We start from the raw sequence: 24,998 nt of genomic DNA on the forward strand, positions 1-24,998 counted from the left end.
GTCCATTACCCACAGCGTAAGGGAGCAACCACCAGAAACGTCACAAGCAAACGGCCGGAACAAACCGGACGCAATGGTCATACGTGGATAGTCCGATCGGACTACCTCGCAGATCAGCTTGCGGACGGCTCCTCGACGGGCACCTTCGAGCTGCTCGTCGTGGGATGCGAGGCCAGCCCGTGTCTGTCGAACTTCTGCCCCGTGGCGAGCCCGCCGAGGTAGACCGAGACGACCGCGATCACCGCTCCGGCGATGTCGTCGGCGATGTAGTGCCAGCCGAAGTAGATGGTGGCGACGACGGTGAGCGCGAAGAACACCCACAGGCTCCACCGGATCCACACGTGGCGCACCGTGTAGTGGGCGACCAGCGCGGCGACCAGCGCGATCGCGACGTGCAGCGAGGCGAAGCCGGCCACGCTCTGCACACCCTCGGCGCCGAACGGGTCGAAGCGCACCTCAGAACGCCCGTAGAACAAGGAGTCCTGCAGCTGGGTGACCCCGGTGTTCTCCAGGTCGGCGTACAGCCAGACGTAGTAGAAGGCCGGCCCGAGCGAGGGGATCGCGTAGTAGCTGGCGGTGCCGAGCGTCCAGCCGAGCACCTGCGCGGTGACGAACCAGTACCCGAACGACAGGTTGCGCGACCACACCACCCAGGCGACGACCGAGATCGGCACCAGCGGTAGGTAGAGCAGGTAGATGAACGACAGGATGTGCGCGCTGATCCCCTCGCCGAGCAGCGAGTGCAGCAGGATCGCCGGGTCGTGCCCGAACATCAGCGCCTCGTCGAACGCCTTCAGCAGCGGGTCCTGGGTGCCCTCACGGATGAACGGCAGGTAGTTCTTCAGGTTCCGGTAGCTGACGTAGGTCAGGTAGAAGCTGGTCAGGCCGAGCACCACGAGGACGACCCGGTCGCGACCCCAGTTCTCCCGGACGATGGCGCGTGCCTCGGAGCGGAACAGCGACAGTCGTCCCCGCGCGCGCCAGGCGGCCCGCGGCACCACGTCGGCGAGGAACGCGCCGAGCACCAGCGCGGGCAGGCGGACCCAGGCCGGGCCGAGGAAGCCCTCCGGGTCGCGCAACGGCAGCCCGAGCCGCTGGCTTGCCACGACGGCGAGCAGACCCATCATCAGGGCAACCCCGACCATGAGTGCCCACGCCCGCCGCTTCACAAGCGCGGAGTCTAACGAACTGCAGAGTCCGGTTCTCGGGCAGGCGCGGCCGGAGGCAGTACGGCGGTCCGCCCCATGTCCACCCGCAGGTGCACGTCGTGGTCGATGCGCACGTCGGCGTCCTGCGGCGCGACGGCATGCATCTCACCGAGCCCCTCGACCAGCACCCGCAGCCGGACGACGTCCGGGGTCAGCGTCGCAGCCACGACCCGGCCGCCGAGCGGGCCGGAGGCGTCGACCTGCAACGCCGACCGCCGCAGCGCGATCGCACCGACCGACGAGGGGTCGTCGTGGCCGCCGGCATCGGCGAGCAGTCGCGCCTGGTCGCCGCGCAGGATCGTCGGGTAGCCGAGCAGCAGGGCCGCCTCACCGCTGACCGGCGCACGCCACACCTCGTCCAGCGTGCCGGCCTGCAGGATCCGGCCGGCCTGCATCACCGCGACCCGGTCGGCGACCGTCCAGACCTCGTCCTGGTCGTGGGTGACCAGCAGGGCCGTCGTGCCGGCCGCGGTGAGGATCCGGCGCAGGTCACCGGCGAGCCGTTCGCGCAGCTCCCGGTCGAGCGCGGACAGCGGCTCGTCGAGCAGCAGCAGCCGCGGGTCGGCGGCCAGCGACCGGGCGAGGGCGACCCGCTGCCGTTCGCCGCCGGAGAGCTCGGCGGGCAACCGGTTCCCGTGCTCGGGCAGGCCGACCAGTGCGAGCAGCTCCTCGACCCGGGTGTCCCGGTCGCCGCCACTGACCCCGCGCAGCCGCAGGGCATAGCCGACGTTGGCGGCGACGCTCTGCTGCGGGAACAGCTGGCCGTCTTGGAACATCAGCGCGAACCCACGCTTGTGGGTCGGCACCCCGGCGAGGTCGGCCCCGTCCCAGGAGACCGACCCGGAGGCGAGCACCTCGAGACCGGCGATCGCGCGCAGCAGCGTCGACTTGCCGCAGCCCGACGGCCCGAGCACGGCGAGCACCTCGCCGGTGGGCAGGTCCAGCGACACGTCGTCGACGGCGACGGTGTCGTCGAAGCGGACGCTCAGGTCGCGCACGGTCAACATGTCACAACGTTCCCATCGACCCGACCCGGAGCCGTTCGACGGCCCCCATCACGGTGACCGTGACCACCGCGAGGACCACCGAGGCGGCCAGCGCCATCCCGAAGTTCTCAGGCCCGGGACGCGAGATCAGCTGGTAGATCACCACCGGCAGCGTCGGCCGGTCCGACCGGGCCAGGAAGCTCGTTGCGCCGAACTCCCCGAGCGACACCGCGAACGCCAGCCCGGCCGCGGCGAGGGCGGGCCGCCACACGGCGGGCAGGTCCACGACGAGCAGCGCCCGCAACGGCGAGGCGCCGAGCGCGGCGGCGGCCTGGCGCTGGCGCGGGTCGATCGAGCTCAGCACCGGCACGAGGGTGCGCACGACCAGCGGCAGCGCCACCATCGCCTGCGCGATCGGCACCAGCACCGGCGAGGAGCGCAGGTCCAGCGGCGGCCGGTCGAGGGTGATCAGGAAGCCGAACCCGATGGTCACCGCGGAGACGCCGAGCGGCAGCATGAACAGCCCGTCGAGCAGCGACCGTGCCCGGCGCTCGCCACGGGTCCGGGTGGGACGCGAGACGAGGAACGCCACGGTCAGGCCGAGCAGCAGCGCGAGCCAGGTGGCGTCCACGGCGGTGCGCAGCGAGTTCTCCAGGGCGGTCCAGCCGGGGACGAGCAGAGCGGTGCCGTCGCCCGTCGTACCGAGCGCCCGGTAGTTGCCCAGCCCCCAGCCGCCGCCGTCCTGCAGGGACCGCGCCACCAGGGTCAGGATCGGCGCGGCGAGGAATGCCACGACGACGGCGGTGACGGCGAGTGCGGGCGCGTCCCGCCGACCGGGCCGGCGGCCGAGCCTCCGGGACCCCGCGCGCTCGACGGCGTGGACCCGGGTGCCGCGGGTGCGCCCGGCCAGGGCGAGCAGGAGTACGACGGCCACCAGCTGCACCACCGACAGCACCGCCGCCGCGCGGAGGTCGAGGAACTGGGTGGTGAGGATGTAGATCTCGGTCTCCACGGTGCCGTAGCGCAGCCCGCCGAGGGTGAGCACGACGCCGAACGCCGTGGAGCAGAACAGGAACACCACTGTCGCCGCCGAGACGATCCCGGGCCGCAGCGCCGGCAGCGTGACGGTCGTGAACACCTGCCAGGGCGAGGCACCGAGCGCGGCGGCGGCGTCCTCGCGACGGTGGTCCATCCCCTCCCACAGCCCGCCGACGGTGCGGACCACGACGGCGAGGTTGAAGAAGACCAGCGCGGCGAGGATCGCGACCGCCGTACCGTCGAGGCCGAGGAAGCCGAGCGGCCCGGCGGACGCGAGCAGCGTGCGGAACGCGACGCCGACCACGACCGTGGGCAGCACGAACGGCATCACCACCAGCGCGCGCAGCAGCCGCCGGGTGGGGAACTCCAGCCGGTACAGCGCGTAGGCGACCGGCACCCCGAGCAGCAGGGTGACCACGGTCGCGACCGAGGACGACCAGACGGTGAACCACAGCACCCGGTGCACGCGCGGGCGCGCGAGGGTCTCGGTCAGCCCGCCGAGGTCGAGCGACCCGTCGACCCAGAAGCCGCGAGCGAGCATGCCGGAGAGCGGGAGCAGGAAGAACGCGCCGAGGAACACGACCGGGACCACCGCGAGCGCGATGGTCCCCAGTCGTAGCCCTCGGTTGCCGCTCACCGGGTGGTGATCTCCCCCCAGGTGGTCAGCCACTCGTCCCGGTTCGCGGCGACCTCGTCGGGGTCGACGGTGAGCGGCTCGTCGGGGACCTTCGCCCACTGCGCCCACAGCTCGGGCAGCTCGACGGAGGTGTCGACGGGGAAGACGTACATGCTCTCCGGCAACGCCTCCTGGAAGGTCGGCGAGAGCAGGAAGTCGATCAGCGCCTTCGCGCCCTCGGGGTTCGAGGCGCCCTCGAGCACGCCGGCGTACTCCACCTGGCGGTAGCAGGTGTCGAGCAGCGCGCTCGTGGTCGGCTCATCGCCACCCTCGGGGATCGTGAACGGCGGGGAGGAGGCGTAGGACAGCACGATCGGCCGGTCGCCGTCACCACCGCCGGCGGTGAAGTCGACGGTGTAGGCGTCGCTCCAGCCGGCGGTGACCCGGGTGCCGTTCGCCATCAGCCGCTCCCAGTAGTCGGTCCACCCGTCGCCGTACTCCGCGATCGTGGCGAGCAGGAAGGCGAGGCCCGGTGAGGAGGTGGTCGCGCCGGGCGTCACGAAGAGGTCCTTGTACGCCGGGTCGGCGAGGTCGTCGAGCGTGGCCGGCGGCTCGATCCCCTTCTCGGCGAACCAGGTGTCGTCGACGTTCACGCACACGTCGCCGAAGTCCACCGGGGTGAGCGCGGCGGCGGCCGCCTCGTCGGGCAGCTCGAAGCCCTCGACCGAGGACGGCGGGTCGGCGGGCTCGTAGTCGGCGAAGACGCCCTCCGACACCGCCCGGGAGGCGAACGTGTTGTCGACCCCGAACGCCGCGTCGGCGATCGGCGAGCCCTTGGTGAGCACGAGCTTGTTGGTCAGCGTGCCGGCGTCCCCGGCGGCCTGCACCTCGACCTCGTACCCGGTCTGCTCGGTGAAGGCGGCGAGCACCTCCTCGGGCACCGACCACGACTCGTGGCTGGCCAGGACGACCTTGGTGTCCGCGGGCCCGGCGGTGCCGTCGGCGGGGTCGGGCTCGTCCGACGTACCGCCGAGCGAGCACGCGCTCAGGGTCAGGCTCAGGGCGGCAGCCGCCGCGAGGCCCGCACCGCGGGCCGGGGTGGTGATGCGCATTGTGCACTCCCAGGTGTTTCGGGAGGGGATCGCACGCGTGCGATCGAGACTCGACTTCCTTCGCCGGTGCTAGCCGGATCAGGTTCGAGGGTCTGCGGCCGTTCCGCACTCTCAGCGCCGGTCGGCGCTCCCCTGTCGTTCTGCGGTCAGGCTACACCTGCGGGCGGTAGCCTCCGCAGCACGCCGGCCCCGATGGAGGTGGACCCATGCCGAGCCTGCGCAGCCGCGCCGTCGCCACGCTGATCCCGCTGCTGCGCGGCGCGAGCGAGGTGGTCGACACCGAGGCGTTCCGGGCCCGCAAGCTGGCCGCGCAGGCGGCCGCGAGGACCGACCCGCCGCGCCGGGTGCTGCGCGGCTTCGAGGTCACCGAGGTCGACGGGGTGGGCTTCCCGGTGCACGACCTGCGGGTGGCCGGTACGACGCCCACCCGCACGTTGTTCTACCTGCACGGCGGCGGTTTCGTCTCGCACGCCGACACCGTCCACTGGCGCTACGTCGCCCGGCTGGCCCGGCGGTTCGACCTGCGCGTGGTGTTCCCGGTCTACCCGCTCACCCCCACGCACACCTGGCGCGACGCCACCGAGCCCCTGCTGCGGCTGTTCGAGCAGGTCGCGATCGAGTCGCCGGGCGGCGTGGTGCTCGCCGGGGACTCCGCCGGCGGCGGCCTCGCGCTGGCGCTGGCGCAGCAGATCGCCCGACGGCCCGGCCCGCAGCCGACCCACCTGGTGCTGGTCGCGCCGTGGGTGGACCTGACCGACACCACCCCGGGCACGATCGAGGCCGCCGGGCGGGACCCGTGGCTGAAGCTGTCGCGGCTGCGGATCTGCGGGGCGTGGTGGGCCGGCGGCGACGACGTCACGCGGCCCGAGGTGAGTCCGGTCAACGGCGACCTCGCCGGGCTGCCGCCGGCGTTGATGTGGTGCGGCACCCGGGACCTGCTGCAGCCGCAGTGCCGGCGGCTGGCCGACCGCGCGGTGGCGGAGGGCTGGCCGCTGAGGTACGTCGAGGAGCCCGGGCTGATCCACGTCTACCCGATCCTGCCGATCCCCGAGGCACGGCGGGCCCTGGCCGAGCTGGCCGGCTTCCTCGCCTAGGTTGGTCGGCATGACCCCGCTCCCCGACCACGGCGTCGAACGCGCCCTGGTCGTGACCGCGCACCCCGACGACGTCGACTTCGCCGCCGCCGGCACGGTCGCGACCTGGACCAAGGCCGGCGTCGAGGTCACCTACTGCGTGATCACCGACGGACAGGCCGGCGGGTTCGACCCCGGCCTCGACCGCGCCGAGATGCCGCGGATCCGCCGCGCGGAGCAGACCGCCGCCGCGCGTGAGGTCGGCGTCGAGCGGCTGGTCTTCCTCGGGTACGTCGACGGCGAGCTCGTCGTCAGCCGCGACCTGGTGCGCGACCTGACCCGGGTGGTCCGGCAGGTGCGTCCGCAACGGGTGCTGATCCAGAGCCCCGAACGCGACTGGGACCGGCTCGCCCCGTCGCACCCCGACCACCTCGCCGGTGGGGAGGCCGCGACGCAGGCGTTGTACCCGGCGGCCGGCAACCCGTTCGCGTTCCCCGAGCTGCTCGGCGACGAGGGCCTCGAGCAGTGGTCACCGCGGGAGCTGTGGATCGCCGACCACCCGCGCGGCAGCAACCACGCCGTGGACGTCACCGACCACTTCGACGCGAAGATGGCCGCGCTGCTGTGCCACGACAGCCAGCACCCGGACCGCGAGGGGCTGACCGCGATGATGCGCGAGGAGCTCGCGCGGGTGGCCGGGGTGCACGGCCTTGCTGCCGGTCGGTTGGCCGAGCAGTTCGCCGTACACGCGCTGCCCTGACGCCGCCGCGGGCGCCCGGGGTTTCGAGACGCTCGCAGGCTCGCTCCTCAACCACCGGAGCTCGGCTCGCTCCTCAACCACCGGGGTTTCGAGACGCTCGCAGGCTCGCTCCTCAACCACCGCAGAGCGCACGGTTGTGCGCAATCCGCCCATCGCATGCACCAGCATGAATGGCTTGGGCGCCCCATGGATTTGCACGTTCAAAGTGTTACGGCATCGTTACGGGTTCCCGTTGCGGACGCTGTGCGGAACCGATGTTCTCGGAACCAACCGGTACGCGGACCGCGCCCATCCGAGCGGCCGGACCGGAGTCCAGCAGAAGAGGAGCACAGCACATGCGATCACCGAAGGCTCGCCGTGGCTTGTCCGCGGCCGCCATCATGCTCAGCGCTGGCCTCGTCCTCGCTTCGTGTGGCGGAGATGACGACGGGGGCAGCACGAGCGCAGGTGGCACCGCACCCGGCGAGGGCAAGGCCGAGTGCGAGGGGATGACCGAGTGGGGGGACCTGAGCGGCAAGAAGGTCAGCCTCTACACCTCGATCGTCGCTCCCGAGGACCAGCCCCACATCGACTCCTACGACCTCTTCGAGGAGTGCACCGGGGCGGAGGTCGTCTACGAGGGCTCGAAGGAGTTCGAGGCGCAGCTCGTCGTCCGCGTCAAGAGCGGCAACCCGCCGGACCTGGCCTACATCCCGCAGCCCGGCCTGCTCAACACCCTGGTCAACGACACCGGCAAGGTCATGGAGGCGCCGCAGAGCGTCTCGGACAACGTGGACGAGTTCTTCGGTGAGGACTGGCGTGGCTACGGGTCGGTCGACGGCACGCTGTACGCCGCACCGCTGGGCGCCAACGTGAAGTCGTTCGTGTGGTACTCCCCGAAGATGTTCGAGGAGAACGGCTGGGAGATCCCGCAGACCTGGGACGACATGATGGCGCTGTCCGACGAGATCGCGAGCACCGGCATCAAGCCGTGGTGTGCGGGCATCGGCTCCGGTGACGCCACCGGCTGGCCGGCCACCGACTGGCTCGAGGACGTCATCCTCCGCGAGGCGGGCCCGGACGTCTACGACCAGTGGGTCAACCACGAGATCGCTTTCAACGACCCGGCGATCGTCGCCTCGCTGGACCGCGTCGGCGACATCCTCAAGAACGAGAAGTACGTCAACGGCGGCTTCGGCGACGTGAAGTCGATCGCCTCGACCGAGTTCCAGGACGGCGGCCTGCCGATCCTCGACGGCAAGTGCGCGCTGCACCGCCAGGCGAGCTTCTACGCCGCCAACTGGCCCGAGGGCACCGAGGTCGCGGAGAACGGTGACGCCTTCGCGTTCTACCTGCCGCCGGTGAGCGAGGACTTCGGCCGCCCGGTCCTCGGCGGTGGCGAGTTCGTCGCTGCGTTCGCCGACCGTCCCGAGGTGGTCGCGTTCCAGACCTACCTGTCCAGCGACACGTGGGCCAACGAGAAGGCCAAGGCCACCCCGGCCGGCGGCTGGGTCAGCGCCAACAAGGGCCTGGACGTGAACAACCTGGTCAGCCCGATCGACAAGCTCTCCGCCGAGACGCTTGCCGACCCCGAGGCGGTCTTCCGCTTCGACGGCTCCGACCTGATGCCCGGAGCCGTCGGCGCCGGCAGCTTCTGGAAGGAGATGACCGCCTGGATCACCGGTCAGAGCACCCAGGAGAGCCTCGACAAGATCGAGAACTCCTGGCCGTGACCTGACATGAGGTCCTGAATCGACAGCGGGGACGTGGCAGTTGCCGCGTCCCCGCTGCATTCGGGGTCGAGGACTGGCAGGATCGACGCCGAGCCGGGATTCCCGGCCGGCACGGAGGAGGACGGATGTCAGCAGGCGAGAAGCTGCTCCAGATGCTCATCGTCATCGGGCTGTTCGTCGGCGTGGTCGCAGTGCTGCTGCTCATCGCCGACCGGATGGAGTCCGGCCGTTCCGACAAGCCGCGCTCCCGCGCCACCCGCGGGATCCTGGACTTCCTGCAGAGCAGCTCGTTCATCCTTCCGGCGGTGCTGATGATCGCCCTGGGCCTGCTCTACCCGGGGCTGCGCACCATCTACGAGTCCTTCCGCGACTCCAGCGGCAACAGCTTCATCGGCTGGGAGAACTACCAGACGATCTTCACCGACCCCGCCAAGCTCACCGTGCTGCGCAACACCGCCCTGTGGGTGATCGTCACGCCGGTGGTGGCCACCTTCGTCGGCCTGGTGTACGCCGTGCTCGTCGACAAGGCCCGCTTCGAGAAGATCGCCAAGAGCCTGATCTTCCTGCCGATGGCGATCTCGCTCGTCGGCGCCTCGCTGATCTGGAAGTTCGTCTACGACTACCGGGCCACCGAGAACGACCAGATCGGCCTGGCCAACCAGCTCCTGAAGTCCCTGGGCTTCGACACCTACCGGTTCCTGCTCAATGACCCGTGGAACACGCTGTTCCTGATCGTGATCATGATCTGGGTCCAGGCCGGCTTCGCGATGACGGTGCTCTCGGCCGCGATCAAGGCGATCCCCGACGACATCGTCGAGGCGGCGCGGCTCGACGGGGTGTCGGGCTGGAAGATGTTCCGTCACATCACTGTGCCGAGCATCCGCCCGTCCCTGATCGTCGTGCTCACCACCATCAGCATCACCACCCTGAAGGTCTTCGACATCGTCCGGACGACCACCGGCGGCAACTTCAACACCAGCGTGCTGGCCTACGACTTCTACGTCGAGAGCTTCCGCTCCTTCAACTCCGGACTCGGCGCCGCGCTCGCCGTGCTGCTGTTCCTGCTCGTCACACCGATCGTGATCTACAACGTGCGTCAGATGCGGAAGCTGGAGGCCCGATGACCACCACCACTCCCCCCGCACCCGAGGCCCTCGCTCCGGCCGCCGAAGGACGCGCCGGCCGGGCGGCCAAGAACGCCCACAAGCGGCTCACCTCACCGTGGGCCTCCCTCATCGCCGTGGTCATCGCGGTGCTGTGGACGATCCCGACCGCGGGCCTGTTCATCTCCTCGTTCCGGCCCCAGGCATCGGTGCAGAGCAGCGGCTGGTGGACCTGGTTCACCAACCCCGAGGTCACCTGGGACAACTACGAGGTCGCCCTCTCCGGCAGCAACACCAACCTCGCGACGTACTTCATCAACTCGATCGTGATCACGATCCCGTCGGTGATCATCCCGATCTCGCTGGCCACCATGGCCGCCTACGCGTTCGCGTGGATGCGCTTCCCCGGTCGGCACTTCCTGTTCGTGGCGATCTTCGCGCTGCAGATCGTGCCGATCCAGGTGACGATGATCCCGCTGCTCACGCTGTACGTGAACCCGCCGTTCGGGTTGCCCCAGCTGGCCGGTGCAGCCGCGCCCGGCGGCGGCTTCTACACGATCTGGCTCTCCCACGCGATCTTCGGTCTGCCGCTGGCGATCTACCTGCTGCACAACTTCATGAAGGAGATCCCGGGCGAGCTGATCGAGTCCGCCCGCGTCGACGGAGCCGGGCACGTCGCGATCTTCACCCGGATCATGCTCCCGCTGATGACCCCGGCGATCGCGGCGTTCGGCATCTTCCAGTTCCTGTGGGTGTGGAACGACCTCCTGGTGGCCCTGGTCTTCGGCGGCGGCAGCCTCGACATCTCCCCGCTGACCGTGCGTCTGGCGGAGCTGTCCGGCACCCGCGGCCAGGACTGGCACATCCTCTCGGCAGGCGCGTTCGTCTCGCTGGTCGTGCCGCTGATCGTGTTCCTGTCGCTGCAGCGGTACTTCGTCCGCGGCCTGCTGGCCGGCAGCGTGAAGGGCTAGCTGCCCGAGCCCCGGGACAGCTCGTCGCGGGCGCCGTGGGCGAGCTCGGCGTACCACTCGAAGGACCGCTTCGGGGTGCGGCCGAGGTCGGTGCGGTCCACGTGCACCAGCCCGAAGGTCTTCGTGTAGCCCTCGGCCCACTCGAAGTTGTCCATCAGGGTCCACGCCACATAGGCGCGCACGTCCGCGCCCGCCTCCCGCGCCCGCTCCACCGCGGCGAGGTGGTCGCGCAGGTAGTCGATCCGGTCCTGGTCGTCGACCACACCGTCGGCGGTGAGCTCGTCGTCGGCGAAGGCGGCGCCGTTCTCGGTGACCACCAGCGGCAGGCCGGTGCGCCGGTGGGTCTCGACGAGCAGCTCCTCGAGGCCGCGCGGCTCGATCTCCCAGCCGATGTCGGTGCGCGGACCGCGCGGGGTGAACCGGACGTTCTCGACGCCGGGGAAGGCGCCGACCTCGGCGTCACCGCCCTCGTCCTGCCCCGCGTCCTGCCCCGCGTCCTGCCCCGCCGCTGCGCTGTCGGCGGTGTCGACCCGGCTCGGCGTGTAGTAGTTGATGCCGAGCCAGTCCGCCGAGCCCTTCACCAGGTCCAGGTCGCCGTCGCGCACGACGTCGGGGTCGGCGAGCACCGGGGCGATCCGGAGCAGGCGCTCGTCGTACTCACCGTCGACGAGGGGGCCCAGCCACACCCGGTTGCGGATCGCGTCGACCCCGTCGGCGGCGTCGGCGGCCTCGGGGCGGTCGGGCCAGACCGGGGTCAGGTTCAGCGCGATGCCGACCGTGTCGGCGCCGGCCTCGTGCATGCGCGCGGCGGCGAGGCCGTGGCTGAGCATCAGGTGGTGGGCGGCGCGGTGCGCCTCCCCGCCCTCGCGACGGCCGGGGGCGTGGCGGCCGGCGGCGTAGCCGAGGTACGCCGCGCACCAGGGCTCGTTGTGCGTGGCCCAGACCTTGACCCGGTCGGCAAGGTGCTCGTGCACGACCATCGCGTAGTCGGCGAACGCCTCGGCGGTGTCGCGGTTGAGCCAGCCGCCGTTGTCCTCGAGGGCCTGCGGGAGGTCCCAGTGGTAGAGGGTGACCATCGGCGTGACGTTGCGGGCCAGCAGCGCGTCGACGAGCCGGTCGTAGTAGGCCAGCCCGCGGGGCTCGACCGTGCCGGTGCCCGCCGGCATCACGCGGGGCCAGGCGACCGAGAACCGGTAGTAGCCGACGCCCAGCCGCGCGACGAGGTCGGCGTCGTCGCCGATGCGGCCGTAGGAGCCGCACGCGTCGGTGCCGTCGCTGCCGTCGACGATCGCGCCGGGGACTAACGTGTACGTGTCCCAGATCGAGGGACCCTTGCCGTCGGCGGTGGCGGCACCCTCGACCTGGTACGACGCGGTCGCGGTGCCGTAGGCCAGCGGGCTGCCCGGAGCAGGAAGGTGCGCAGTCATGCGCCCAACCTACGGCGACCCCGGAACCGACCGTTGCTGACACGGCGAGACCGCCGCCCGTGGTGCGCCGGACGGCGGTCTCGAACCGAGGTGGAGGAGCCTCAGGGCGTGCGGCTCTGGACGTCCTCGGACACGTTCTGGGCCGAGGACTGCCCCTCCTGCTTGACGTTCTGGGCAGACTCCTGCGCAGAGCTCTTGACCTGCTGGGCGGCCTCGGCGGCCGACTCCTTCAGGCTCTCGCCCATGTCCTGACCGACGGACTTCGCCTCGTCGATCACCGGCGCACCGTGCTCCTTGGCCTTCTCCACGACCTGCTGGGCGGCCTGTGCCTCCTTCTCGCTGGCCGGCAGCAAAGCGGAGACGAGCATGCCGGCGCCGAAGGCGATCAGCCCTGCGGCCAAGGGGCTGCCCTCGGTCTGCCGGGTCACCGTCGACACCGCTCCCTGGGCGCCCTCGGCCACCGAGTCTGCGGCGCTCGAGGCGCCGGATGAGATGCTGCCGCCGGCCGACGAGAAGCCCTGACGGGTCTGGTCGGCGCTGCCCATCACCTTGTCGCGGACCGAGCGCATCCGCCCGCGCGCGGCGTCCTTGCGGCGCTGCATGATCTGGCCGGGACTGACCCGGTCGGTCAGCGCGTCGAGGTCCCGGGCGAGGTCCTGCCGGGTGCCGGCGATGTCCCTGGTCAGCTGTTCTTCTGTGCCTTGGCCCATTGTGCGTCCTCCTTGAGCGTCCTCTGTGTGGTCTCGAGTGTCGGGTTGACCTGCTTGAGCTCCTTGCGCCCGCGCTGACCCAGCACGGCGGCGACGACGCCCCAGATGACGGTGACGATCAGCGCGGCGAGCGCGGTGTGCATCCAGGTGTCGAGCAGGAACATCACGGCCAGGGACAGGAACAGCAGCGCAAGGTGACCGGTCACGCCGGCGCCCCCGAGCAGTCCTGCACCCTTGCCGGCCTTGGCGGCCTCGGCCTTCGCCTCCGTCTTCGCCAGGTCGAGCTCCTGCTTGACCAGCGTGGTGAGGTTGTCCGCGATGTCACCGAGGATCTCGCCGAGGGACCGGTCCTCGCCAGCCGGTGCGCTTCCCGGGCTCCCGGGGGTGCCGGGGCTGCCGTGGACGGTCATGCCAGGCCCCTCTGGTCCATGGTCGTGCCCGGCTCACCAGGGGTGGCGCCGGTCGGGTAGGCCGTCGGCTGCCTCGGAGTGCCGACACCCGCGACCGGGTCACCCGATGCGGTACCTGCGGGGCCGGTGACGCCCGCGGCGGGGCTGCCGTGCGACGTGCCCGCAGGGGGTGCCGGAGTGGTGGCGCGGACGTCGTCGTACAGCGGGGTCGCGCTGCGGCCCGCGCCCCCGGCGTCGTCGCTCTGCGCCTTCTTCGCACCACGTGTCAGCCGGCCGGCGACGACGCCGGCGGCCAGTGCGCCCAGCAGGAACGTGCCCGGCCGACGCCGGGCGAACGAGCGAACCTCGTCGAGGAGCTCGGTCGGCTCGCGGCCGTCCATGCGCCCGCTGAGCTCGTGGGCGCGGTCGGCCAGCTGGCGCGCCAGGTCCTGCGCCATCCCGGACGGCGCCTGCTCCCCCTGGGCCATCTTCTCGACGTCGTCGCCGAAGGAACGCAGCATCGAGACCAGGCGGTCCCGTTGGGTGCGCGACTGCTCGTCGACCTGGCTCATCGCTTCGTCGAGAAGGCTCCTGGCCTGCTCCTTGGAGTCCTCGACCACGCTCTTGGCCTCGGACTTGGCAACGTCGGCGATGTGCTTGCTCTCGTCGGCGGCGGTGCCTGCTGCCTGCTTGGCCTGCTCCTTTGCCCCGTCTCCGGAGCCCTGGGAAGGCGTGGTGCCCCCGGTCACCCCTGTGGGCCCGGGCGTCATGGGTGTGCTGCTCATGTGCATCCTCCCTCGCTTGTGTCCACCGGCCGTACCCCTCGACTCCGCCCGCATGCACGGCGGCCCCTCGTTGGCGCCACAATGAGCCACATGAGCTCGATCCACCTCGCGACCTTCGACGAGATCGGCCCGAGGACCGGCTACCTGCTCTGGCAGCTGCGCGAGCGGGTCTTCGTCGTCGAGCAGGAGTGCGCCTACCTCGACCTCGACGGGCGCGACCTGGAGCCGGATACCCGTCACGTCTGGGTGGAGGACTCGGGTGTCCCGGTGGCGTACCTGCGTGTCCTGCAGGACCCCGAGGAGATGCGGATCGGCCGGGTCGTCGTCGACGCCGCGCACCGCGGCCGCGGCCTGGCTCGCCGCCTGATGGCCGCCGCCCTGGACGTCGTCGAGCCGCGGCCGTGCCGGCTCGACGCGCAGTCCTACCTGGTCGGCTGGTACGCCGGCCTTGGCTTCGAGCCCTGCGGGCCGGAGTTCCTCGACGACGGGATCCCCCACGTCCCAATGCGCCGGGTCGGCTAGTCGGTGCGGACCCGGCCGTACACCTGCTGCAGCATGTCGGACACCCCGGTGACCGCGAAGACCGCAGCCCAGGCACGGGCCGGGCGGGGCGCCAGCGCGAGGCCGGCCACGTAGCCGGTGCCGACCCACTGGCCCAGGCAGAACGGGCAGGTCAGCAGCTCGCCGATGGTGTGCCGGACCCGGCCACCGCGGGCCTTCTCGTTGAGCTCGGCCGAGCCCGCCGGCTCGTCGAACTCCGTGAACGGCGCCCGGATCGGCGCTGTCACAGAGCCCTTGGACACCAGCCGGGTGAACTTGTGCGTGGCGAGCGCTCCGAGGGCGAGGTCGGCCAGGTCGTAGCGCTCGGGCAGCCCCCGGCCGGTGGCGCGGCCGGCCATCGACACCGCGGTGACGGCGAGGGCGAAGGCGGTGAGGCTTCCGGCGTACCCGGGGAGCGACACCTCGCCCTGCTCGTCGTACTCCCGAGCCTCCTCGGAGACGCGGTCACGGGCGTGTTCGGCGTGCTTCCTGGCCATGCTGCGGAGGGACTCGCTCATGCACGAGGCGTACCCGGCTCAGGCAGCAGGCAATCGTGCGAAGTGGTGCGCGCCGTCGACCTCGACGCGGCTGACGCGTCCCTGGGCGGCGAGCAGGTCGAGGTGCGCGGCGGTCTCCAGCGTGGCGAGCGCGGCGTTGAACAGGTCGAGGTCGCGCATGCTGCGGTGGTGCCGGGTCCAGGGCAGCTCGCACGCGACGTCGTACGCCGTACCGAGCCCGGACTCGACCGCCTGCAGGCACAGGGCGAGCCGCTCGTCGTGGTGGGCCACCAGCTCGTCGATCCGCGCGTGCGAGCTCTCGGTCACCGGACCGTGCGCAGGCAGAAGCCGCATGTCAGGCAGCGCCCGCACCTTCGCCAGCGAGGCGAGGAAGTCGCCGAGCGGCTGCTCGGCGGGCACCGGCTCGAAGCCGATCGACGGGGTGATCGTCGGCAGCACGTGGTCGCCGGCGAACAGCAGGCCGTCGGTGGCGTCGACGAAGACGTGATGACCTCGGGTGTGGCCCGGAGTCGCGACCGCGGTGAGCGCCCGGCCGGCGACGTCGAGCGTCGGGTCACCGGAGAGCCACTCGTCGGGGTAGGCCCACATCGCCAGGTCCGGCCTCGAGGTCGACATCATCGACTCCCACTTCGCGCCGATGCCGGCGGCGCCGCTCTGCCGCAGCCGAGCGATGACGGGGTCCTCGGTGACGGTGTCGTCGCGCATCAGGTCCAGCGTGGGCTTGTCGCCGAGCCCGAGGCTGACGTGCGAGCCCACCTCGCGGCGTACGACGACCGCCTGCGTGTAGTGGTCGCGGTGCACGTGGGTGACCAGGAACCGGGTGATGTCGCCGACCTCGTAGCCGATCGCCGCGAGCGAGGCGTCGAGCTGCTTGCGGGAGTCCTCGATCGCCCAGCCGCCGTCGATCAGCACCAGGCCGTGCTCGCTCTCCAGGGCGTAGACGTTGACCGCCCGAAGGCCGTCCATCGGCAGGGGCAGCGGGATCCGGTGGATGCCGGGGGCGACCTCGTGGGCGCCGGGTTCGGTCCAGTGTGGGGCTTCGGTCACGAGGACGAGCCTCGCACGAGGCCCCGGCCGGTGACCATCGGGAGGTCCTTCGCGGTCACCAGGCCGGGCGGGGCCGCGACGACCGCCTCGACGGCGTTGACCAACCGCATCGCGGTGGTGATCATCCCCGAGACGTTGTGGTCGCCGCTCTCGCCGTGGTGGACCAGGTCCAGCACGATGTGAGGCTCGCCGGTGATCCGGACCCGGTAGCAGCCGCCACCCTCCGGCGGCTGCGGCCACTCGGGCATCTGCTCCGGCGAGGTCCGCGTGACGTGCTCGAGGACCACGCGCGGGACGCCGTCGACCTGCCCGACCACCTCGAACCTGACTGCACCGAGCGTGCCCTTCTCGATCCGCACCGACGCGGTGTCGATGTCCCGGTCGGCGGGCACGCGCTCGACGCGCTCGACCAGCGGCTCGTCGAGGGTGACGTCGAGCGCGTCGGCGATCTGCCGCACGACGCTCCCCCACGCCATCGCGAGGATCCCCGGCTGGAACAGCATGGGTACGTCGTCCAGCGGCTTGCCGAAGCCGAAGATCTCCCGCATCACCACCGGCTGGTAGTACGTCGAGTAGTCGGCGATCTCGTAGCAGCGGACCTCGTCGATCCGCTGGCACACGCTGGTCAGCGCCAGCGGCAGGACGTCGTTGGCGAAGCCGGGGTCGATCCCGTTCACGTGCAGGGAGGCACCACCTGCCACGCCGGCGTCGTGGATCCGCTTCACCATGTCGTCGGGGAGGATCCCGTAGGGATGCTGGAGCACGACCGGCCCGCTGGAGACGACGTTGATGCCGTGCTCGAGGAACATCACCAGGTCGTCGATCGCCTCGAACATCCGGTCGTCGGTCATCGCGGTGTGCACGATGCAGTCCGGCTTCAGCGCCAGCAGGGCGGCGGCGTCGTTCGTGGCCGGGACACCGAGCGTGCGGCCCAGGCCGGCCAGCTCGCCGGCGTCCCTGCCGGCCTTCTCCGGGTTCGACACCCACACGCCGACCAGCTCGAGCTCGGGCCTGGCGTCGATGCCGGCGATCGCGTGCCGGCCGACGGTGCCGGTCGACCAGGCCACCACCCGCAGCGTCATGACCGCAGCTCCAGGTCCGGCAGCCGCAGGTCGAGGTTGGGCTGCTCGAGCCCGCCGTCGACCTCGAGCACCTTGCCGGTGACGTAGCCGCCGGCGCGCGAGGACAGGTACAGCACCGCGGCGGCGATGTCCTCCGCCTCGCCGATCCGGCCCAGCGGCGTCATCGACTCCATCTCGGTGCGCGTGCGCTCGTCGGAGGCGACGAACTCCAGCGCCGAGGTCAGCACCGAGCCGACGGCGATCGCGTTGACCCGGATGTGCGGGGACAGGTCGCGGGCGGCGAGCCGCGTGTAGTGCGCCAGCGCCGCCTTCGCGGTGCCGTAGGCCAGATACCCGCGACCTGATACGCGGCCCACCACCGAGCTGATGTTGACGATCGCGCCGCCCTGGTGCTCCAGCATCCGCGGCACCGCGGCGCGCACCAGCGCGTGGGCGGTGCTCACGTTGAAGTGGAACGCCTCCTCGAGGTAGGCCGGGTCGGTGTCCAGCAGCGCGTTGGGGATCGTGCCGCCGACGTTGTTGACCACGATGTCGAGCCGGCCCAGCCCGTCGTACGCCGCCTCCGCGAGCCCGGCGACCGCGTCGAGGTCCGACAGGTCGGCAGGTACGACGACCGCACGCCGGCCGGCCTCCTCGACCCGCGCGGCGACCTTCTCCAGCTGGTCGGCGCTGCGCGACGAGATCACCACGTCCGCCCCGGCCTGTGCCAGCGCGACCGCGGTGGCTGCGCCGATGCCGCGCCCCGCGCCGGTCACGACGGCGACCTGTCCTTCGACTTTGAACCGATCGAGTATCACGACATCTCCAGCCCTGAGGTGAAGCCAGAAATGTAACAGGTTCTAGTTCGCCTGCCCAGGCTCCCCGCGCTCGAGTAACGCGGGGTTATGGACGGAAGACACGCGTCATGTCACGTGCGGAGCGTCCACAACCCCGCACTACTTGACGGTCCGGGTGGGGGCGGAGCTCAGGCGAAGGCGGCGACCCGGACGGTGAAGCCGTCGTCGGCGAGGTCGTAGTCGAGCACGTCGACGAGCTGCCGGCTGGCCCAGAGCCCGATCCCCTGCTCGGGGCGACGCGGACGCGCCCAGCCGAGCAGCGGGTCGTCGATGCCGTGGCCCTGGTCGGTGACCGTGCACACCACCTGCGTGTCGGCGGCCCAGAGCCTCAGCCGCACCGGCGGCTTGCCGTGCTCGTGGGCGTTGGCCACGACCTGCCCGACCGCGGCGACGAAGTCGTCGACCTTGCGCCGCGGCAGGTCGGTGAACATGGTGGCGGCGTACACCTCCATGCGCAGCTCCATCAGGTCCTCGCCGGGCTCGAGCACCATCCGCGGCGCCGAGCCCTGCACCGCCAGCGGCGGGGTGCGCAGCTCGTCGCGACCCATCAGCGCGGCCGGCGGGACGTAGTCGGGGTTGTCGTGCCGGCCGTCGCCGGCGACGAGCCCGGAGCGGGCGCGCTTCATCGGCTCGATGATCACCGACGGCAGCCGGGAGGTGTCGTACGGGCACAGGGTGCGGAACGGGAGGTCGGCGAAGACCTCGTTGACGGCGGCCTCGTAGCGCACCCACTCCTGCCAGGGCAGGATGCTGTCGGCGAAGTCGATGAACCCCATCGCGCGGTAGCCGCGCACGCCCTCGCGCAGGCCCTTCTCCATCACGCGGCGGTAGCTGTCGAGGGCCGCGGCGGGGCTGCTGTAGTGCGGCCGCTCGGCGAAGACGACCTGCTCGTCACCGGCAAAGACGGCCCGGAGCAGGGGCGTCACGAAGTGGCTGCCGGTGTTCACCATGACGACCTCGTCGGCCGCGATGCCCTCACGCACGAAGGCAAGCGCCGCCGAGACGAGGATGTCCTCGTCGTCGTAGAAGATCCCGTCGTGCTGGATCGTCCGGCGACCGTCGTGTACGGCGGACACTGCTGCTCCCCTGATCAGGCCCCCGCTAGTGGCTTGGTACATCCAAGCAGTACCCACTGCTCACCGGAGCAAGCGACCCGCGCGTCAGATGGTCTGGACAGCGAGCTGCTCCTCCTCGACCACCGGGCAGTGGGTGCGGGAGTAGATCGTCGGCATGCACCTGTTGCAGTGGATGCACAGGCCCTCGTCGGTCACCCCGTCCTGCATCCGGCGCAGCAGGTCCGGCTCGCGCAGCAGCGCACGCGCCATGGCGACGTACTCGAAGCCCTCGGCCATCGCCAGGTCGAGGGTCTCGCGCCGGGTGATCCCGCCGAGCAGGATCAGCGGCAGGTCCAGCCGCTCGCGGAAGCGGCGTGCCATCGGCAGCATGTAGGCCTCCTCGAACGGGTAGCTGCGGAAGAACCGGCCGCCGACCAGCTTCAGCCCCCAGCGCTGCAGCGGCGGCATCGCGTCGGCGAACTCCTTGAGCGGCACGCCACCTCGGAAGAGGAACATCGGGTTGGTCAGCGAGCTGCCCGAGGTCAGCTGGAGCGCGTCGAGCGCGCCGTCGGCCTCCAGCATCGAGGCCACGTCGAGGCTCTCCTCGACCTTGAACCCGGTGCTGACCCCGTCGTGCATGTTGAGCTTGGCGGTGATCGCGACCTGGTCGCCGACCGCGTCGCGCACGGCACGGACCACCTGGCGGGCGAAGCGGGCGCGGTTCTCCAGCGACCCGCCCCAGCGGTCCTTGCGCCGGTTCAGGTTGGGACTCAGGAACGAGCTGAGCAGGTAGTTGTGCCCGAGGTGCATCTCGAGGCAGTCGAAGCCGGCGCTCGCAGCGAGCTGCGCCCCGCGCACGTAGTCGCGCGTCACGCGGGTGATGTCTGCCTCGCTGGCCGTGTGCACCATCTGCATGCTGAGCGGGCTGGGCATCCGGTACGACGACAGCGCGCGTGCCTGGTTGGACCGCCCGTTGGCGACCGGACCGGCGTGCCCGAGCTGACCGGCGACCGCCGCACCCTCGGCGTGCACGGCGTCGGTGAGCCGCTGCAGGCCGGGGACCGCCTCGGGCCGCAGGTAGATCTGGTGCCGGTCGGTGCGACCCTCGGGCGACACGGCGAGGTAGGCGACCGTGGTCATCCCGACCCCGCCCCGTGCGACAGCGAGGTGGTAGTCGATCAGCTCGTCGGTCACGAGCGCGTCCGGCGTGGCGCCCTCGAAGGTGGCCGCCTTCACCACACGGTTGCGCATCCACACCGGACCGAGAGTGGCGGGGGCGAAGACGTCAGGAGGCTGGGTCACAGCCTGAAACGATAACAGGTTCTACTACGCGGGAGTGTGGTGCTCCAGCTGCAGCGCGAGCCGCTCGCCCCACGCGCGCGCCCGCTCGAGCTCACCGGCCTGGAGCGGTCCGGCGCTGTCCTCGACGTAGAAGCTCTCCGGCTTCGACGCGGTCGTGTAGCCCAGCCTTCGCAGCGCCTTGGACGCCGCCTTCGCCGCCGAGCCCGGAAGGTGCCGGACCTTGCCGACCCGGGTGTCGAAGGTCGCCACCATCTCCGAGTGCGGGCCGGAGTGCAGCTTGTCGATCCACTCCCGGATCCCCTCCCCGGGCGCGCCGGTCGCGCCTTGGCGCACCGCGTCCTCACGGGTACTGCCGCGCGACATCGAGAACGCGTGCGTCGGACCACCCACGACGAGCAGGTCCACCAGCTGCAGCAACGGCGCGGGGGCGTGGGCGGCGTCGACGAGCTCCACCTCGAGGTGCCCACGCAGTCCCTCGGCGATCGCGTCGGCCACCTTGCCGGTGTTGCCCCACATCGACTCGTAGACGACCAGTGCCTTCATCTCACACGCCTGTCTGTGCTGCCGTTCTGCGCCTGTCTGTGCTGCCGTTCTGTGCCTGTCTGTGCCTGCGCCCTGCCTGTGCCTGCGCCCTGCCTGTGCCTGCGCCCCGCCTGTGCCTACGCCGCGGGAGGCGGGCCGGCCGGCGGTACGGCGGGTCCGGCCGCTCGTTCGTGCCGACCGCCGGCGCCGTGCAGCGCCCCGAGCACGAGCGCGATCGCGACGACCAGGAGCAGCCCGCCGACGACCAGGAGGCCGACGGCGATCCCGGTGAGCGCGGGGACCGTGGCGCCCACCGAGACGTCAGCGCTGACGCCCGCGCCGGCATCGGCGTTCATCAGCACGACCGTCCAGTCGCCGCCCTCGGCCTCCCAGGTGAGCTCCTGCTCGCCGGTGCCGGTCGTCGACGCGGTCCAGATGTCGGTCTCGGCGGGAGGCGCGTCCGGGGCGCCGCCGAGGCTGGCACGGAACTGCGGGTCGAGCGCGTCGCCGCCCTCGAAGCCGGTCAGGGTGTCGTGCCCGACGCCGGCGAGGTAGGCCTCGACGTCGGCGCTGGGCGCCACCCCGACGAACAGCTCGTCACCTGCGGCCGCGTCGGCCCGCACGGCGACCTCGCCGAGCAGCGCTTCGGGCACCACGTCACCGGTGGAGCCGGCGTCGATGTCCAGCGGCTCGCTGGCGATCGCGTAGCCCTCGGTGCTCAGCACCCGGCTCGGGCTCATCAGGAAGCCGTCGTCGGTGCGCAGCGTCGCGTCGGCCACCGCGAGCGTCGTACCGCCGAGGAGGAAGCCGCCCGCCGCGAGGAAGGCCAGCGCACCCATCACCACGGCGACGATGCGTCCGGGACCCCAGGAGACCTGGCCGCCGGCCGTCGGCGCCTGCCCAGCCGGGGGCTGGCCTGCCGGAGGCTGTCCGACGGGGGCCTGTCCGACGGGGGCCTGTCCGACCGGCGTAGAGCCGGCCGGGGGCTGGCCGACTGGAACGTCGCCGACTGGAGCTTGACCGACGGCAGCTTGGCCGGCCGCGCCGGGGGGCGCAACGGCCTGCCCCGGTGCGGCCGGAAGCGTGGGCATCGCGACCCGAGCCATCCCGTCCGGGTCGGCCCCACCCATGTCCAGCCGGAACGGCGGGTACTCGTCGGTCATCAGCCCGGCGTAGGCGGCGACGCGCAGCACCCAGCGGTTCAGGCCGAGAAGGAGGTCGAAGAGCTGCTGCGGGTAGCGGCCGGTGAACAGCAGCACGACCCCGGCCACCAGCGCGAGCAGGCCGATCAACCCGCCGCCCCAGCTCCACTCGGCGCCGTCGCCACGCGACGCGGTGTCCCAGGCGAGGTAGAGACCGCCGCTGGTCAGCAGCCCGACGATCAGGTAGTGCGGGATGGCCAGCAGCCACCACTTCACCAGGACGAGCCCGCGCGAGAGCCGCTCCGGGTAGTCCACGGTCAAGTGCGCGGGGTAGTCGGGGACCTCGGCCAGCGTGAACGGCGGGTACCGGTCGGTGCCGAAGGCACCGGCGGCGTAGTACGCGACCCGCCAGCTCCACCGGAGCACCCCGACGTTGAACTCGAAGATCGATCGCGGGTAGCGGCCGGTGGCCACGATCGCGACCAGCGCCACGGCGCTGAGCACCACGAAGGTGAGCCACAGGAAGGCCAGCACGACGTAGTGCGGGATCAGCAGCACCCACTTCACCAGCCACAGCCAGCGGCTCAGCTTGGTGTCGAGGGTCGCCTCGACGTGGACGGGGTAGGTGGTCGCAGTCACGGCTGATCGCCTCCAGACGCAAGGGTCCTGGTACCAGCGCACAGCAGTCCCCGACCCCGCGAAAGGTGCGGAGGTCACCGGGCTCGGGACCTCCATCCCGAGCCCGACAAACCGGGCAGTCGCAAGAGGGGAACCAATACCCCCGGGGGTAGGACTTTCGACCCTGAGTCACGCCGACCGCGCCACCTAGCGTTGATGACGCAAGCAAAGACGGCCAAAGGAGGACGTTGTGAAGGACCTGCTGATCTTGGGGGCCGGCACAGCCGGCACGATGATCGCGAACAAGCTGCACCGCAAGCTCCCGAAGGGCGAGTGGCGCATCACCATCGTCGACCGCGACGACCGGCACAACTACCAGCCGGGCTACCTGTTCCTTCCCTTCGGCACCTACTCCGAGAAGCAGATCGTGCGCTCGCGCCGCAGCTTCCTCCCCAAGGGCGTCGACTTCGTGATGGCCGAGGTCGACAAGATCGACCCCGACGCCAGCAGCGTCGCGCTGATGGACGGCCGCACGCTCAAGTACGACTACCTGGTGATCGCGTCGGGCACCACGCCGCGCCCGGACCAGACCCTCGGTATGGCCGACGGCCCCGAGTGGCGCAAGAGCATCTTCGACTTCTACACCCTCGAAGGCGCCAAGGCGCTGGCCGACGCCCTCCAGAAGTTCGACCACGGCCGCCTCGTCGTGCACGTGACCGAGATGCCGATCAAGTGCCCGGTCGCCCCGCTGGAGTTCGTCTTCCTCGCCGAGGCATGGCTCAACGAGCGCGGGATCCGCGACCGGGTCGAGCTCACCTACGTGACGCCGCTGCCGGGTGCGTTCACCAAGCCGGCCGCGTCGCAGCACCTCGGCTCGATGATCGACGAGCGCAAGATCCACCTCGAGACCGACTTCATGATCGAGAGCATCGACAACGAGAAGAAGGCCCTGGTCTCCTTCGACGAGCGCGAGGTCCCCTTCGACCTGCTGGTCACCATCCCGCTGAACATGGGCGCGGACTTCGTGGCCCGCTCGGGGATGGGCGACGACCTGAACTACGTGCCGGTCGACAAGCACACGATGCAGTCGAAGAAGTACCCCAACGTCTTCACCGTCGGTGACGCCGGTGACATCCCCGCCTCCAAGGCCGGGTCGGTCGCCCACTTCGCGGTCGAGATCTTCGTCGACAACTTCCTCGAGCTGATCGAGGGCCGCCCGATGACCGAGTCCTTCGACGGCCACGCGAACTGCTTCATCGAGTCCGGCTACAAGAAGGGCCTGCTGATCGACTTCAACTACGACACCGAGCCGCTGCCCGGCAAGTTCCCGGTCCCGAAGATCGGCCCGCTCGACCTGCTCAAGGAGTCGCGCGCCAACCACATCGGGAAGCTGGCCTTCCGGCACATCTACTGGAACGTCCTGCTGCCGGGCCGCTCGATGCCGATCTCCACGCACATGTCCATGGCGGGGAAGATCCCGCTCGCCACCACCACTGAGAACCAGGAGTAGTAGTCATGCCCACCACCACCATCAACGGTCACGAGATCCACGTCGACGACGAAGGCTTCATGACCGAGTACGACGAGTGGACCGAGGACCTGGGCAAGGCGCTGGCCGCTCAGATCGGCATCGACATGACCGAGGACCACTGGCAGGTCGTCCGGTTCCTGCGCTCGGACTTCAAGGAGCAGGGCGAGACCGCGACCATCCGGCGCGTGCAGACCGCGGGTGGCGTGCCCACCAAGAAGCTCTTCGAGCTCTTCCCGAAGAAGCCCGCTCGCAAGATGTCCTACGTCGCCGGACTCCCCAAGCCCCACGGCTGCGTCTGACCTCGACGCCCACGAGACACAAGAGAGAGAACCCGTCATGACTGACACAGCCAACGCCCCTCTGGTGCCTTCCTTCGACGAGGAGGAGACCGACCGGAAGCTGGCGATCATCTGCTCCAAGGGCAGCCTGGACATGGCCTACCCGGGCCTGATCCTCGGCAACGCCGCCCTCGGTGAGGGCGTCGAGGTGCACATGTTCTTCACGTTCTGGGGCTTCGACATGATCACCAAGAAGACGATGAACGACCTGAAGTTCACCCCGCTGGGCAACACCGCCACCCACATGCCCCAGGGCCTGGGCGGGATCCCCGGCGTGACGCACTTCGCGACCTCGAAGCTGAAGAAGTCGCTGGAGGAGCTCGACATCCCGTCGGTCCCGGACTTCCTGGACCAGATTGTCGCCTCGGGCGGCCACCTGTGGGGCTGCCGGCTCTCCGCCGACATGAACCACCTGACCGAGGCCGACCTCTACGACGACCTCGACGGTGTCATCAACGCCTCCGACTTCATCGAGATGACCGAAGGCGCCCAGATGCTGTTCATCTGACGCATCCACGAACGCCCGGGTCTGGCCATCTTCCCGGGCACCCGGCCGCGCGACACCCACCCGGTGTGC

At 70.9% G+C, this 24,998-nt stretch carries 25 protein-coding genes and 1 riboswitch; of the genes, 9 read left to right on the forward strand and 16 right to left on the reverse strand.

The window, feature by feature from the left end; translation table 11 throughout:
- Window positions 1-113: 113 nt before the first annotated feature.
- Genes ACYVIH_RS08860 through ACYVIH_RS08875 form a run of 4 tightly spaced genes read right to left on the reverse strand, consistent with a single transcriptional unit; the run spans window position 114 to window position 4,960 of the window.
- Window positions 114-1,169, reverse strand: a complete 1,056-nt coding sequence (locus ACYVIH_RS08860) for a phosphatase PAP2 family protein (protein ID WP_460868323.1) — start codon at window positions 1,167-1,169, stop codon at window positions 114-116.
- 11 nt (window positions 1,170-1,180) lie between these two features.
- On the reverse strand, window positions 1,181-2,215 hold the full coding sequence (locus ACYVIH_RS08865) for an ABC transporter ATP-binding protein (protein WP_460868325.1): 1,035 nt from the start codon (window positions 2,213-2,215) through the stop codon (window positions 1,181-1,183).
- 1 nt (window position 2,216) lies between these two features.
- Window positions 2,217-3,869, reverse strand: coding sequence for an ABC transporter permease (locus tag ACYVIH_RS08870; protein ID WP_460868327.1), 1,653 nt, complete (start codon window positions 3,867-3,869; stop codon window positions 2,217-2,219).
- A complete protein-coding gene (locus ACYVIH_RS08875; protein WP_460868329.1) occupies window positions 3,866-4,960 on the reverse strand; it encodes a thiamine ABC transporter substrate-binding protein in 1,095 nt (364 codons plus the stop codon). Before ACYVIH_RS08875 ends, ACYVIH_RS08870 begins: the two co-directional genes overlap by 4 nt.
- Before the next feature lie 38 nt (window positions 4,961-4,998).
- A riboswitch (TPP riboswitch) is annotated at window positions 4,999-5,104 on the reverse strand.
- A 62-nt stretch (window positions 5,105-5,166) separates the two neighbouring features.
- On the opposite strand from ACYVIH_RS08875, the gene ACYVIH_RS08880 reads away from it, so the two are divergent.
- The 5 genes from ACYVIH_RS08880 to ACYVIH_RS08900 all read left to right on the forward strand — a co-directional run bounded on the left by ACYVIH_RS08880 (window position 5,167) and on the right by ACYVIH_RS08900 (window position 10,579).
- Window positions 5,167-6,054, forward strand: a complete 888-nt coding sequence (locus ACYVIH_RS08880) for an alpha/beta hydrolase fold domain-containing protein (protein WP_460868331.1) — start codon at window positions 5,167-5,169, stop codon at window positions 6,052-6,054.
- Window positions 6,055-6,064: 10 nt separating this feature from the next.
- Window positions 6,065-6,793 carry a PIG-L deacetylase family protein gene (locus tag ACYVIH_RS08885; protein WP_460868333.1) on the forward strand — a complete coding sequence of 243 codons (729 nt, stop codon included), beginning with the start codon at window positions 6,065-6,067 and terminating at the stop codon, window positions 6,791-6,793.
- A 335-nt stretch (window positions 6,794-7,128) separates the two neighbouring features.
- Window positions 7,129-8,505, forward strand: coding sequence for an ABC transporter substrate-binding protein (locus tag ACYVIH_RS08890; RefSeq protein WP_460868336.1), 1,377 nt, complete (start codon window positions 7,129-7,131; stop codon window positions 8,503-8,505).
- A gap of 125 nt (window positions 8,506-8,630) precedes the next feature.
- Window positions 8,631-9,629: a carbohydrate ABC transporter permease gene (locus ACYVIH_RS08895; RefSeq protein WP_460868338.1), complete on the forward strand. Its 999-nt coding sequence runs from the start codon at window positions 8,631-8,633 to the stop codon at window positions 9,627-9,629.
- Window positions 9,626-10,579 (forward strand): carbohydrate ABC transporter permease, encoded by a 954-nt coding sequence (locus ACYVIH_RS08900; RefSeq protein ID WP_460868340.1) that lies wholly within the window; start codon window positions 9,626-9,628, stop codon window positions 10,577-10,579. Before ACYVIH_RS08895 ends, ACYVIH_RS08900 begins: the two co-directional genes overlap by 4 nt.
- On the opposite strand, the gene ACYVIH_RS08905 is transcribed toward ACYVIH_RS08900, so the two are convergent.
- From ACYVIH_RS08905 to ACYVIH_RS08920, 4 genes are all read right to left on the reverse strand, one after another.
- The gene (locus tag ACYVIH_RS08905) at window positions 10,576-12,006 is read right to left on the reverse strand and encodes a glycoside hydrolase family 1 protein (RefSeq protein ID WP_460868342.1); all 1,431 of its coding nucleotides are present in this window, start codon (window positions 12,004-12,006) and stop codon (window positions 10,576-10,578) included. The two genes, ACYVIH_RS08900 and ACYVIH_RS08905, sit on opposite strands and share 4 nt — an antisense overlap.
- A gap of 101 nt (window positions 12,007-12,107) precedes the next feature.
- Window positions 12,108-12,716 carry a DUF3618 domain-containing protein gene (locus ACYVIH_RS08910; protein WP_460868345.1) on the reverse strand — a complete coding sequence of 203 codons (609 nt, stop codon included), beginning with the start codon at window positions 12,714-12,716 and terminating at the stop codon, window positions 12,108-12,110.
- Window positions 12,689-13,126, reverse strand: coding sequence for a phage holin family protein (locus ACYVIH_RS08915; RefSeq protein WP_460868347.1), 438 nt, complete (start codon window positions 13,124-13,126; stop codon window positions 12,689-12,691). The genes ACYVIH_RS08910 and ACYVIH_RS08915 overlap by 28 nt, the downstream gene beginning before the upstream one ends.
- On the reverse strand, window positions 13,123-13,890 hold the full coding sequence (locus ACYVIH_RS08920; protein WP_460868349.1) for an ATP synthase subunit B family protein: 768 nt from the start codon (window positions 13,888-13,890) through the stop codon (window positions 13,123-13,125). The genes ACYVIH_RS08915 and ACYVIH_RS08920 overlap by 4 nt, the downstream gene beginning before the upstream one ends.
- Window positions 13,891-13,980: 90 nt before the next feature.
- Between ACYVIH_RS08920 and ACYVIH_RS08925 the strand changes: the two genes are divergently transcribed.
- Complete coding sequence (locus tag ACYVIH_RS08925) at window positions 13,981-14,412, forward strand: GNAT family N-acetyltransferase (RefSeq protein ID WP_460868351.1); 432 nt, start codon at window positions 13,981-13,983, stop codon at window positions 14,410-14,412.
- Here ACYVIH_RS08925 and ACYVIH_RS08930 read toward each other — a convergent pair.
- From ACYVIH_RS08930 to ACYVIH_RS08965, 8 genes are all read right to left on the reverse strand, one after another.
- Window positions 14,409-14,948: a DUF1360 domain-containing protein gene (locus ACYVIH_RS08930; protein WP_460868353.1), complete on the reverse strand. Its 540-nt coding sequence runs from the start codon at window positions 14,946-14,948 to the stop codon at window positions 14,409-14,411. The genes ACYVIH_RS08925 and ACYVIH_RS08930 overlap by 4 nt on opposite strands.
- An 18-nt stretch (window positions 14,949-14,966) precedes the next feature.
- Window positions 14,967-15,995, reverse strand: coding sequence for an MBL fold metallo-hydrolase (locus ACYVIH_RS08935; RefSeq protein ID WP_460868355.1), 1,029 nt, complete (start codon window positions 15,993-15,995; stop codon window positions 14,967-14,969).
- Complete coding sequence (locus ACYVIH_RS08940; RefSeq protein WP_460868357.1) at window positions 15,992-17,077, reverse strand: NAD(P)H-dependent amine dehydrogenase family protein; 1,086 nt, start codon at window positions 17,075-17,077, stop codon at window positions 15,992-15,994. Before ACYVIH_RS08940 ends, ACYVIH_RS08935 begins: the two co-directional genes overlap by 4 nt.
- Complete coding sequence (locus ACYVIH_RS08945) at window positions 17,074-17,874, reverse strand: SDR family oxidoreductase (protein ID WP_460868360.1); 801 nt, start codon at window positions 17,872-17,874, stop codon at window positions 17,074-17,076. The genes ACYVIH_RS08940 and ACYVIH_RS08945 overlap by 4 nt, the downstream gene beginning before the upstream one ends.
- 167 nt (window positions 17,875-18,041) lie before the next feature.
- Complete coding sequence (locus ACYVIH_RS08950) at window positions 18,042-18,989, reverse strand: anti-sigma factor RsbA family regulatory protein (RefSeq protein ID WP_460868362.1); 948 nt, start codon at window positions 18,987-18,989, stop codon at window positions 18,042-18,044.
- A gap of 84 nt (window positions 18,990-19,073) precedes the next feature.
- Window positions 19,074-20,270 carry an NADH:flavin oxidoreductase gene (locus tag ACYVIH_RS08955; RefSeq protein ID WP_460868364.1) on the reverse strand — a complete coding sequence of 399 codons (1,197 nt, stop codon included), beginning with the start codon at window positions 20,268-20,270 and terminating at the stop codon, window positions 19,074-19,076.
- 24 nt (window positions 20,271-20,294) lie between these two features.
- The gene (locus ACYVIH_RS08960) at window positions 20,295-20,813 is read right to left on the reverse strand and encodes a flavodoxin family protein (protein WP_460868366.1); all 519 of its coding nucleotides are present in this window, start codon (window positions 20,811-20,813) and stop codon (window positions 20,295-20,297) included.
- Window positions 20,814-20,929: 116 nt separating this feature from the next.
- Window positions 20,930-22,573 (reverse strand): DUF4389 domain-containing protein, encoded by a 1,644-nt coding sequence (locus tag ACYVIH_RS08965; RefSeq protein WP_460868369.1) that lies wholly within the window; start codon window positions 22,571-22,573, stop codon window positions 20,930-20,932.
- A 229-nt stretch (window positions 22,574-22,802) separates the two neighbouring features.
- On the opposite strand from ACYVIH_RS08965, the gene sqr reads away from it, so the two are divergent.
- Genes sqr through ACYVIH_RS08980 form a run of 3 tightly spaced genes read left to right on the forward strand, consistent with a single transcriptional unit; the run spans window position 22,803 to window position 24,929 of the window.
- Window positions 22,803-24,062, forward strand: coding sequence for a type III sulfide quinone reductase, selenoprotein subtype (gene sqr / locus ACYVIH_RS08970; RefSeq protein WP_460868370.1), 1,260 nt, complete (start codon window positions 22,803-22,805; stop codon window positions 24,060-24,062).
- Window positions 24,063-24,067: 5 nt separating this feature from the next.
- Window positions 24,068-24,382, forward strand: a complete 315-nt coding sequence (locus ACYVIH_RS08975) for a TusE/DsrC/DsvC family sulfur relay protein (protein WP_460868373.1) — start codon at window positions 24,068-24,070, stop codon at window positions 24,380-24,382.
- A gap of 37 nt (window positions 24,383-24,419) precedes the next feature.
- Window positions 24,420-24,929, forward strand: a complete 510-nt coding sequence (locus ACYVIH_RS08980; RefSeq protein WP_460868375.1) for a DsrE/DsrF/DrsH-like family protein — start codon at window positions 24,420-24,422, stop codon at window positions 24,927-24,929.
- The last annotated feature ends 69 nt before the right edge of the window (window positions 24,930-24,998 follow it).

The organism is Nocardioides pakistanensis, from assembly GCF_054781215.1.